The sequence below is a fragment of the Catenuloplanes niger genome, from assembly GCF_031458255.1.
Classification (GTDB): domain Bacteria; phylum Actinomycetota; class Actinomycetes; order Mycobacteriales; family Micromonosporaceae; genus Catenuloplanes; species Catenuloplanes niger.
The window spans coordinates 9038581-9048849 of the sequence record NZ_JAVDYC010000001.1; the positions used below are offsets into that span (position 1 = coordinate 9038581).

11 protein-coding genes are annotated in these 10269 nt (G+C 75.0%); 3 read left to right on the forward strand and 8 right to left on the reverse strand.

Going from position 1 to position 10269, the window contains the following annotated elements:
• The first annotated feature begins 38 nt into the window (after window positions 1-38).
• Window positions 39-380: a hypothetical protein gene (locus J2S44_RS39720; RefSeq protein ID WP_310428240.1), complete on the forward strand. Its 342-nt coding sequence runs from the start codon at window positions 39-41 to the stop codon at window positions 378-380.
• 56 nt (window positions 381-436) lie between these two features.
• Here the strand turns inward: J2S44_RS39720 and J2S44_RS39725 are convergent, their stop codons facing one another.
• A complete protein-coding gene (locus tag J2S44_RS39725; protein WP_310428243.1) occupies window positions 437-1054 on the reverse strand; it encodes a TetR/AcrR family transcriptional regulator in 618 nt (205 codons plus the stop codon).
• A 112-nt stretch (window positions 1055-1166) separates the two neighbouring features.
• Here J2S44_RS39725 and J2S44_RS39730 point away from each other — a divergent pair, with 112 nt between their 5' ends.
• The gene (locus J2S44_RS39730) at window positions 1167-2690 is read left to right on the forward strand and encodes an MFS transporter (RefSeq protein WP_310428245.1); all 1524 of its coding nucleotides are present in this window, start codon (window positions 1167-1169) and stop codon (window positions 2688-2690) included.
• Between the two features lie 274 nt (window positions 2691-2964).
• On the opposite strand, the gene J2S44_RS39735 is transcribed toward J2S44_RS39730, so the two are convergent.
• The 5 genes from J2S44_RS39735 to J2S44_RS39755 form a co-directional block, all read right to left on the reverse strand.
• A complete protein-coding gene (locus tag J2S44_RS39735) occupies window positions 2965-3276 on the reverse strand; it encodes a hypothetical protein (RefSeq protein WP_310428246.1) in 312 nt (103 codons plus the stop codon).
• A gap of 113 nt (window positions 3277-3389) precedes the next feature.
• Window positions 3390-5003, reverse strand: a complete 1614-nt coding sequence (locus tag J2S44_RS39740; protein ID WP_310428247.1) for an efflux permease Rv1217c-related protein — start codon at window positions 5001-5003, stop codon at window positions 3390-3392.
• The gene (locus J2S44_RS39745; RefSeq protein WP_310428248.1) at window positions 5000-5893 is read right to left on the reverse strand and encodes an ABC transporter ATP-binding protein; all 894 of its coding nucleotides are present in this window, start codon (window positions 5891-5893) and stop codon (window positions 5000-5002) included. Before J2S44_RS39745 ends, J2S44_RS39740 begins: the two co-directional genes overlap by 4 nt.
• Window positions 5894-6079: 186 nt before the next feature.
• Window positions 6080-7342, reverse strand: coding sequence for a glycosyltransferase (locus tag J2S44_RS39750; protein ID WP_310428256.1), 1263 nt, complete (start codon window positions 7340-7342; stop codon window positions 6080-6082).
• Window positions 7343-7616: 274 nt separating this feature from the next.
• Window positions 7617-7931, reverse strand: a complete 315-nt coding sequence (locus J2S44_RS39755) for an STAS domain-containing protein (protein ID WP_310428258.1) — start codon at window positions 7929-7931, stop codon at window positions 7617-7619.
• A gap of 281 nt (window positions 7932-8212) precedes the next feature.
• On the opposite strand from J2S44_RS39755, the gene J2S44_RS39760 reads away from it, so the two are divergent.
• On the forward strand, window positions 8213-8410 hold the full coding sequence (locus J2S44_RS39760; protein ID WP_310428260.1) for a hypothetical protein: 198 nt from the start codon (window positions 8213-8215) through the stop codon (window positions 8408-8410).
• Between the two features lie 57 nt (window positions 8411-8467).
• On the opposite strand, the gene J2S44_RS39765 is transcribed toward J2S44_RS39760, so the two are convergent.
• Together J2S44_RS39765 and J2S44_RS39770 are read right to left on the reverse strand one after the other, a co-directional pair.
• Window positions 8468-9271: a hypothetical protein gene (locus J2S44_RS39765; RefSeq protein ID WP_310428263.1), complete on the reverse strand. Its 804-nt coding sequence runs from the start codon at window positions 9269-9271 to the stop codon at window positions 8468-8470.
• Window positions 9272-9520: 249 nt separating this feature from the next.
• Window positions 9521-10174, reverse strand: coding sequence for a DUF998 domain-containing protein (locus J2S44_RS39770; protein ID WP_310428266.1), 654 nt, complete (start codon window positions 10172-10174; stop codon window positions 9521-9523).
• Window positions 10175-10269 lie beyond the last annotated feature (95 nt).

The following is a 10269-nucleotide window of genomic DNA, read 5'->3' on the forward strand; positions in this document are numbered from 1 at the left end:
TGACGCAATCCGCATACCGTCCGACGACGGCGACCCGTGTGCTCCTCACGCTCGTCGTCGTGGGCTGGCTGACCTTCCTGGCGGCCCTGTTCGCGCGACCGTTCGGGCCCTGGGCGCTCGTCGTCCCGGCCGGTCTGGTCGCGGTCGCCCTGATCGGGCAGCGGCTCGCGCGACGGCCGTGGCGGATCACCGTGACCGCCGAGCTGGCCGCCGTCCACCTGGCGGTGGGCGTGGTCGGCCTGGCGGCCTCGGTGCTCTTTCTCCTCCTGCCGTACGGCCGTGAGGTCATGGGGGCGGTGCCACTCGTCGTTCTCGGGCTGACGACGGCCTGCACGATCGCCCTGGGCCTGACCGGCCGAAGGGAGGCCGCGCGCCGCTGAGTGACGGTCCGACGCGAGGCCGGGACGCCAGGACGGCGCCCGGCCTCGCGCCGTGGTCACTCCCGCGGACGGGCGGGTGCGGTCAGGAGCGCGTGCAGGAGCCGGTGGAACGGTGCCGCGAGGTCGTCCTGACCGGCGGCGGCGAGCGGTTCCAGCGGCATCGAGACGCGCAGCATCGCCAGGCCCAGCACGGTCGCGAGCGCGATCTCGGCGCCGAGCAGCAGCCGGTCGCCGTCGGGGTGGTCGGGGTGCCAGCCGGCGGCGGCCGCCACGCGTTCGACGATGACCCGGACGCGGTCGAGGCGCAGCCGGTCGGCCCGGGCGTCGCCGGAGGTGCGCAGCAGCATCAGGATCTGGTGGACCTGCCGGTCGGCCGACGGGCCGGCGAGGTGCCGGGCCATCGAGTCGGCCACCAGGTCGATGGACACGTTCTCGCCGACGGTACGGGTGAGGTCGTCCGCGGCGCCGACCAGGCAGGCCTCGAACAGCCCTTCCTTGGACGTGAAGTATCGGTTGATCAGTGCGACGTTGACGCCGGCGCGGTCGGCGATGTCCCGCACCGTGGTGGCGGCGTAGCCGTGCCGGGCGAACCGCTGCCCGGCCGCGTCGAGCAGCCGCTGCCGGGTGGCGGCGGAGTCCCGGCGGCGGGCGGCGGGGGAAGGGTCGGCGTTCATGGCCTCGTCACCCTACCCGTCACGCGGTGTGACGTAAACAGACGTTGACTCGCTTCCCGAGATGGTTGTAGCGTGCACGTAATCAATCGTTGACATCTAGGTTCGAGGATCAATGGCGCACAACAACCCCAGCCTCGCCCCGGGTACGGGACGGAGCAGCACGATGCTGGTGCTCTACCTGTCGCTCGGCGGCCTGGCGTTCGCGGTCCTCCAGTCGCTGGTCGCACCCGCGATGCCGACCATCGCCCGCGACCTCGGCGTCGGCACCGGCGACATCAGCTGGATCCTCACGGCGTACCTGCTGGCCGCGTCGGTCCTGACCCCGATCCTGGGCCGGCTCGGTGACATGGTCGGCAAACGCCGCGTCCTGATCGGCGTGCTCGCCACGCTCGCCGCCGGCACGCTGCTGGCCGCGCTCGCCCCGAACCTGACCGTGCTGATCGTCGCCCGGGTGCTGCAGGGCGCGGCCGGCGCGGTGATGCCGCTGTCGATCGGCATCGTCCGCGACGAACTGCCCCGGGACCGGGTCGGCGTCACCATCGGACTGCTGTCGGCGATCTTCGGCATCGGCGCCGGTGTCGGCATCGTGGCCGCCGGCCCGATCGTGGAGAACCTGTCCTGGCACTGGCTGTTCTGGCTGCCGCTGACGCTGGTCGTCGTGGCGCTGCTCGGCGCGATCTTCGGTATGCCGGACTCCGCGGTCCGCAAGCCCGGCCGCCTCGACGTGCTCGGCGCCGGCATCCTGTCGGTGTCGCTGGTCGCGCTGCTGCTGGCGATCAGCAAGGGCCAGTCCTGGGGCTGGGCCTCGGCGAACACGATCGGCCTGCTCGCGCTCGGCGTCGTCGCGCTGGCCGTCTTCGTCGCCGTCGAACTGCGGGTACGCGAGCCGCTGATCGACATGCGGCTGCTGGCGATCCGCGGCGTGTGGACCGCGAACCTGGTCGCGCTGATCTTCGGCTTCGCGATGTTCGGCACGTTCGTGCTGGTCCCGACGCTGCTGCAACTGCCCGCCGAGACCGGTCACGGCTTCGGCAAGTCCGTCTCCGAGGCCGGCCTCTACCTGCTGCCGACCACGCTGACCATGGTCGTGTTCGGCCCGCTCGCCGGCATGCTGGTGCGCCGCTTCGGCCCGAAGCTGCCGCTGTTCCTCGGCGCGGTCGCGGTCACCGCCGCGTTCGCGCTCCCCGCGCTCGCCCACGGCCAGATGTGGCAGATCGTCGTCTCCGGACTGCTCACCGGCGCCGGCATCGGCCTGGCGTTCGCCGCCATGTCCAACGCCGTCATCGAGGCCGTGCCGGTCGCCCAGACCGGCGAGGCCAGCGGCGTCAACGCGATCGCCCGGACCATCGGCAGCAGCGTCGGCACCGCCGTCATCGCCGCGATCATCTCCTCGCACAGCACCCCGCAGGGCCTGCCCACGGACGCCGCGTTCACCACCGGCTTCTGGGCCTGCGCCGGCGTCGCCGTGCTCGCGATCGCGGCCGCCCTCGCGGTCCCGTCCGCGCACCGCCGCCACGAGGAGGCCGTCGCGCACGGCGTCGAGGACCTCCCGCCCGAGCCGCCCGAACTGCACCTGCCGCATCCGCACCTGCCGCACTCGCACCCGCACCTGCCGGCGAAGCAGTCGCGCGGCTGACGACCGGCGCGGCCACCCGGCGCCGTCCCGTCGGCGGCCGGTGACGCGCCCCGTACCCGCGTTCCCGTCCCCACGGCGCCGCCGATCCGCACCGCGGCCGGGCGCCGTGGCCTTCCCCGCTTGCGTTCATCCCGGGAAGGCCACGGCAGCCAGCCGCAGCACGGGTTCCAGATCGAGATCGGCCCGGCAGCGTCGGCGACGGTGCGGTACCTCGCGGCTGCGCCTGCGTCACGTCACCGAGGTGAACGAGCGGCGCGCCGGCTGACCGGGTGGTTCAGCGCCGCAGGTCGACGCGGCGTCCCATGCCGAAGTCGGCGGCCCGGTCGTCGGTGACGTGGGCGAACACGCCGGCGGGCACGCCGTCGAGCGCGGCGACGCGGGCGGCGACGTCGAGCAGGCGGCCCTCGGCGGCACCGGCGATGAAGAAGATGTAGACGCCGCCCCACTCCTCGCCGTCGTCGAACACCTCGATGACGCCCTGCTCGTCCAGCCCGTACAGGAAGTCCTCGATCTCATCGATCCACGGGTGCGGCTCACCCGAGGCGGTCGGCCGCAGGGGGACGTGGATCTCGACGTGACGTGCCATGTCCACAGGATCTCAGGCGACCACGAACGACATCACCGGGGTACGCCGGCCGGCGGTTCCCCGCACCGGGACCCTCGGCAGGGCGCCGCTGGATCCCGGTGCGCGCGGACGTTTCAGAGGAGCAGGTCCCGCCGGGCGTAGCGGACCGTACCGGCGATGACCAGGCACGCCGCGACGGCCGTCATCGTGAGCGCGGCCGGCCACGCGGGTCCGGTGAGCGGAACGGGCGCGAGGTGGGCGAGCGGCGACACGTCCCGGACCCAGCCCGGTGCGCCGGTGGCGTCGGCGAGGACCTGGAGCAGGAAGCCGCCGACACCCGGCGCCACGCCGGCGAGCACCGCCAGGCGTGGCGTCACACCCACGGCCAGCACGGCGGCACCACAGCTGAGCGCGACGACCGGCAGCGTGTTGAGGGTCCCGGCCAGCGCGGCGGGCAGTGCCAGTCCGCCACCGACCGCGGTCACGCCGGCCCACGTCGCCGCCGCCGCGACGCAGAGCAGGATCAACGCGCCGCCGGCGGTGACGGCGACCTCGGCGGTGAGCAGCCGTGTCCTGGTCAGCGGCGCGGCGGCGAGCGAGGTCAGACGCCGGTCGGTCTCGGCCGCGGCGAACGCTCCCATCCGGACCGCGGTGAACGCCCCGACCGGCAGGGCCAGCAGCGCGAAGAGGCTGGCGGTGAAGCCCTCCACGGTGTGCATGCCGGCGAAACCGGCCTGGGCCGCCGCGTCGGAGAACACGGTGTTGCCGGCCAGGAACTCGGTGACGGAACGTGCGGTCAGGCCGATGAGCAGGAAGTACGCCCCGATCCCGGCCGTCCAGGCGAGCACCGGCCCGATCGCGCGGCGCACGGCGAACGCACCCGGGCCGCCGAGCAGCCACCGCCGCGGTGCACGCCCGGCCACCGGCGTGGTCAGGCCGCCGCCGACGTCACGCCGGCCGGCCGCGACGACCGCGGCCGCGCCGGTGGCCAGCGCGGCGGCGAACAGGACCACCAGCGGCACCGGATCGTCGCGGCCGTACGGGGAGCTGAGGGCGAGCAGCCCGAACGGCGACAGCCAGTGCAGCGGACCGAGCGCGGCGATCCCGTCACCGATCATGCGCAGCAGCAGGCCGGCACCGAGCACGGCGATCACCGTGCCGCTCACCGGGCTCCGGGCCGGGAGCGCCTGCGCGGCCAGCGCGGCGACCGCGATCGCGAACAACCCGGCGGAGGCGACCCCGGCGCCGTGCACGATCGCACCGGCGGGATCCGGTCCCGCGTTCCACAGCGCGGCCGTGACCGCCGCGCCGGAGGCGACCGGCACGGCCGCGAGCACGGCGAGGTGCCGGAGCAGCAGCCCGCGCCGCGTGACCCGGCCGGCCAGCAGCAGGTTCCAGCGGCCGGCGTCCTCCTCGCCGCGCAGGACGCGGGTGGTGGCCAGCGCGACCCAGACGGTGACGATGACGGTCAGCACGGTGCCGACACGCCACACGGTGAACCCGCCGGCGTGGTCCAGCGCGACCGGCTCGCCGAACAGCGTGCGGATGGCCGGGTTCGCCGCGATGTTCGCCAGCCCGGCCGCGGTGGCCGGATCGGCGGCGAGCCCGGCATAGGTGGCGGTGACCAGGGCCGGCATCCCGGCGGCCAGCAGCAGCACGATCGCACCGCCCCGGCGGATCTGACGGGTGGCCAGCCCGGCGGCGGCCCGTCCCGGGCGTGCGGGGAGGGTGAGCGCGGGCGCGGTCATCGTCCGTTCCCCGTGCCGTAGTAGTCGAGGAAGATCTCCTCGAGGCTGGGTTCGCGGACGGCGAGGGCGGTGACGTCGGCGGCGGCGAGCGCGCGCAGCGCGGGCGCGGGCGCGCCGGTCAGCGCGAACCGCAGCCGGCCGTCGCCCGCGGCCTCGACCCCGTCCACGCCGGGCACCGCGGCCAGCTCCGGCCGGGCGCCGCGGTAGGCGACGGTGACCTCGGCGCGGTGCAGCGCCCGCAGTTGCGGCACGGAGGCGACCTCGGCGAGCCGGCCGGTGCGCAGGATGCCGACCCGGTCGCAGACGGCCTCGACCTCGGCGAGCTGGTGTGAGCTGAGGAAGACGGTCTGCCCACGCTCGCGGGCCTGGCCGACGGCGGCCCGGAACTGCTGTTCCATCAGCGGATCCAGGCCACTGGTCGGCTCGTCGAGCACGAGCAGCGGCGCGCGGGTGGCGAACGCGGCGATCAGGGCGACCTTCTGCCGGTTGCCGGTGGAGTAGGTGTGCGCCGGCCGCGACACGTCCAGGTCGAACCGGTCGACGAGCTCGTCGCGGTAGGTGAGGTCGGTGCCGGGGCCGGTGCGGGCCAGCAGGTGCAGGATCTCCGCGCCGGTCAGTTGCGGCCACAGCGCGACGTCGGCCGGCACGTACGCCAGGTGCCGGTGCGCGCGGGCCACGTCGGCGGCGTCGATGCCGGCGATCCGCGCGGTGCCGGCGGTGGGACGGGCGAGGCCGAGGATCATGCGGATGGTGGTGGACTTCCCGGCACCGTTCGGGCCGAGGAAACCGAAGACCTCACCGGCGGCGACGTCGAGGGTCAGGTCGTCGACGGCGGTCAGCCGACCGTACCGTTTGGTGAGGTGGGAGGTGCGGAGCACGGGGTCGCTCATGGTCGGGAGCCCTTCCGGTCGCGGATGCGGAGCATGACCGCCGACCAGACTTCCCGGCACACCTTCGCTCACCGTACTCCCGCCGGAGCCGTCGAGGGAAGGGCCCGGCCGCGACGCCCGCCGACACCCGAAGTCACGGGCGCCACCCGCCGGTGCTCGCCGGCGCGATCCCCGCGACGGCGGACGTCACCGGGCGAGCTCCTCCAGTGCGTCCGCGGCCGCCGCGACGCCGTTCTCCGACCGGATCCGGGCACCGAGCAGCCGCGCGGCACCGGCCATGCCGGCGTCGTGCGCCGCCCGCCGGATCGCGGCGGCGAGCGCGGGCGCGTCCAGGCGGTGCTGGGCGACCGGTGGCGGGGCCACGCCGAGCCGGTGCATGCGCCGCCCCCAGAACGGCTGGTCGGCCACGAACGGGCAGATCACCTGCGGGCGGCCGGCCCGGGCCGCGGCCGCGGTGGTCCCGGCGCCGCCGTGGTGGACGATCACCGCGCACCGTCCGAACACCGCGTCGTGCGGCACGTCCCCGGAGACGAACGCGTGCCGATCCGAGGTGAACGACCGCAGCCCGCCCCAGCCACCGGCCACGATCCCGGGCAGTCCCGCCCGGTCGAGGGCGTCGAGCACGGTATCGGTGGCCGCGCCCGGGTCCGGCCCGGCCATGCTGCCGAAGCCGACGAACACCGGCGGCTGCGGGCCGTCCAGCAGCGCGCGCACCCGAGCGTCCAGCCCGCCACCGGCCCCGGCGTCCCGGTCGGTGAACCAGTAGCCGGTGACCCGAGCCGTGGCGGGCCAGTCCGCCGGACGCGGCAGGACCGCCGGGCTGATCGCGTGCAGCACCGGCGCCGGCCCGCCGTCGGGTCGCCGCGCGGGGTCGTGCCGGCCCCGGCGGCGAGGCAGGCCGAGGCTGTCGCGCCACCGGTCGACGGTGCGGGCGAACACCAGCGCGGGCGCGCGCATCCCGGCGTAACTGGCCCGGTTGAGCCGGCCCGGCAGCCGGTCCGGCAGGTCCTGCCCGGGCCACGGGAACTCGCGGGTGGGCACGTACATCGGCAGCGGCAGCGCCAGCACGGCGGGCACGCCGAGTTTCTCGGCCACGTGCTGGCCGGCGATCACCTGACCGTTGTGCACGATCACGTCCGCGCCGTCCGACGCGACCCGCCAGCAGTCGCGGAGGACCTGACCGAACATCGCGGGCATGCGCCGCATGAGCGCGGCCTTCGCCCGGATTCCACCGCCGGTGAGGAGACCGTCCGCGGAGCCGGCATCCAGCACCCGAAGCGGGCCGTCGTCGATCGGAGCGAACGTCACGGCGTGCGCGGCGGCCAGGTCGGCGAACCGCCGCGGTGCCGCGACCACCGCGTCATGGCCGCGTTGCCGCAGCTCACGGGCCAGTGCGAGGAACGGCTGCACGTCACCACGCGTGCCGAGGGTGAGGATGAGGACCCGCATGGGAAGCCTTCCGGTGGCGTGCGTGCACGGACACGCCGACCAGACTTCCCGGCTCACCATCAGCGACGATACGCCTCCGTGCCGCGTGCCGGGGCCCCGGACGGCGCTCCACATCGGCCGTCGCGGCGCGCCGATCGTCTGCCGTACCCGCGCGGTGGTGGATTCGGGTGCCTACCGGCAGTTCCAGGATCGGGAACCCGGGTGGCTCAAGGTCGCCCTGCAGGGGTGAGGAGCTCCGGCCGGGCGCGGACCGCGCCCGGCCGCTGGGACGCGGTCAGGTGGGCGCCGGTCGTGGATCGAGCAGGTCGGCGGTGTCGGTGAGCTGGAACAGCCGGGTGAGGTGCGGGCCGGCCGCCCGGACCCGTAGGGCGATGCCCCGGCCGGCCGCGTGGTGTCTGCCCTCGGCGAGCGCTCCGATCCCGGCGCAGCCGAGGTGGTCCACGCCGGCGAGGTCGACGGTGACGGCCGCGACCGCGTCCGTCACCGCGTTCAGCAGCGTTCCCCGCAGGCCGGCCGCCGTGGCCAGGTCCAGCTGCCCCGCGATCGTGACCGTGGTGCCGGTGACGTGATGCGTGACGACTGCGCGCACAACCTCTCCCTGCCTAGGAGTCCCTTCACCCGGTGACAACGCCGGCGCGCCGCCGCCCATGCCGTTTCCGCCGGCTCCGGCACCGTGCCGACGATCACCGCATTCGCACGTTTGACCGTTCTCCGGCGCGGTGCGAGTGGCCCTCGGAGACGGTCTGAACAGGGCGAACGTCACGGGCCCGGGTGGCCGCCGTCATCGTGGGCGGTCCCGCGAACCGGTGACGCATAACCGGCGGGTGTCCGGGCATCCGGACCGTGAACCACTCGACGAGAGGTGAGCGGATGTCCAGGGAAGACGTGGTGCACGATCCGGACCGGCAGGAGTTCGACGCGGGAGCGCTCGGGCCGCCTCCGGCCGCGAACCCGGATCCGGACGATCCCGCGCGGCGGCGGCACGACGCGGCGGAGGACACCGCCGTACCCGGTGATGATCTGACCGAGGCGCTCGACCCGGCGGCACACCCGCAACCACCCCGGTAGGCCGCCGGCGACTCCCGGGTGCCCGGCCGGTGGCACCCCGGGACGCCGCGGACTACGTCATCGTGCGGGGTCCGGTGCGCAGCCGAGACGGTGCGGGGCGAGCGCGACGTCGTCGATCCAGACGTCGAAGGCGGCCGGGGTGGTCCCGCCCTGGTAGAGCTGCCAGCCGACCTTGACGGTGGTGACGTCCGGCAGCAGGAACGGCACGTCGGCGCCGCCGTGAGCGCGCTCGGAGACGGTCAGTGCCGGCGTGCCCGGATCGCCGAGCCAGACCAGCACGCGGTTGCCGGCGCGGTCGAGCAGCCACTCGACGCACTGCCACCGGCCGGCGTGGGCGGGCGCGGACTCCCGCCAGTCGGTCCAGTCGCCGGTGGGGCCGCCGTCCGCACCGATGCCCCACAGTGCCCGGCCGACCGGTGGCACCCACTGCCCGCCGAGTGGCCGCACCACCTCGGCGCTGCCGGTCCCGGTCGCCTCGACGAGCGTGAAGTGCGCCCAGTCGGGTGCGGTGGGGAACGCGGCCACCCGGACCCGCATGCGGCCGTAGAGCCGGTCACCGGGCACGGCGAGGTCGTCGGCGACCAGGAACGCGCGGCCGTTGTCCCGGGTCCGCACGTGCAGGACCTGGCCACCGCCGCGCCGGCGCTCGACGGTGAGCGTGCCGTTGCGGGTGTCGATGCCCCAGTCCATGCTGCTCGCGCCGCCGGGCGGCAGCCGCTCGAAGTCCTCACAGAACAGCAGCGCCCGCCCGGGCGCGCAGGAGCCGGTGCCGTGCGTGCCGGCCGCGGGGGCCTCGGCCGCGGCGGTGCCGGCCGTGGGGGAGAGGAGGGCGAGGGCGGCGAGGAGAGCGAACGTCTTCACGTCCGGCAGTATATCGACGAAAAGCTATTTACCAAGCGCGCGACGTACGCTCCGGCCTGCGCATCTGGCTGAGCCTCCGGTCACGCGGCGGCCGGACCGAGCGGGACGGCCGGTGCCGCGGTGAGCCCCGGCGGGAGCCGGCCGCCGGCCGGGTGAACATGGCGACCGGAGCGACGACCGGCACGGGTACGAGGCACAGGCTGCAGGGCAAGCCGCCGCGCCCGGGCAACGGCTGTGGATCACCGGCGGTCAGGGTGTGCCGGGTGCCGGCCGGTCCCGCAGCACGGCGGCGGTGACCCAGCACAGCGCACACGTCATCGACGCCAGTTCCAGCAGCCCGGCCGGTCCGGAACCGATGACGCCTCGCTGCACCGCCCGGAACACGACTCCGGCCGTGACCGCCAGAACGGCCACGGCCCACGCGGTCAGCAGACACGCCGCAGCCCACCGGCTCCGGCCGTGTCGGCGGGCATCCCGGCCGGCCACGACGGCCGCGGCGACCACCCCGGCGAACAGCGTCGTGCCGCCGGCCTGGTGCAGCGCGCCCGCCACGCTCACCGCGTCCCGGGCACCGGGCGGGTATCCCAGCGCAGGATCCGTGGGAAACAGGCCGGCGATGACCAGCCCCACCGCCACCAGCCCCAGCAGCCGCCGTTGCCACCGGAGTGCGGACCTCGGTGATCGGCTCCCGATCAGCACCGCGGCCAGCAGCAGCGCGCCGCAGGAGACGAACAGCAGCCGGGCCACCACGCCACCGTCGCCGGAGGTCAACTGGCTGACGCCGTGCCGAACCTGGTCATAGCCGTCCCGCGTGGCGCCGTCCCACAGCAGGCCCACGATCAGCAGCACGGGGCTGACCGCCCCGCACAGGAGAACCAGCCGCAGCATCCGGTTCGCGCGCACGGAAGACCCCCACGCCGACCAGACTTCCCGGCACACCATGAGACACCGACGTCGATGCGTACAGTAGACCCGACGGCCAGGGATGTCACCCGTCA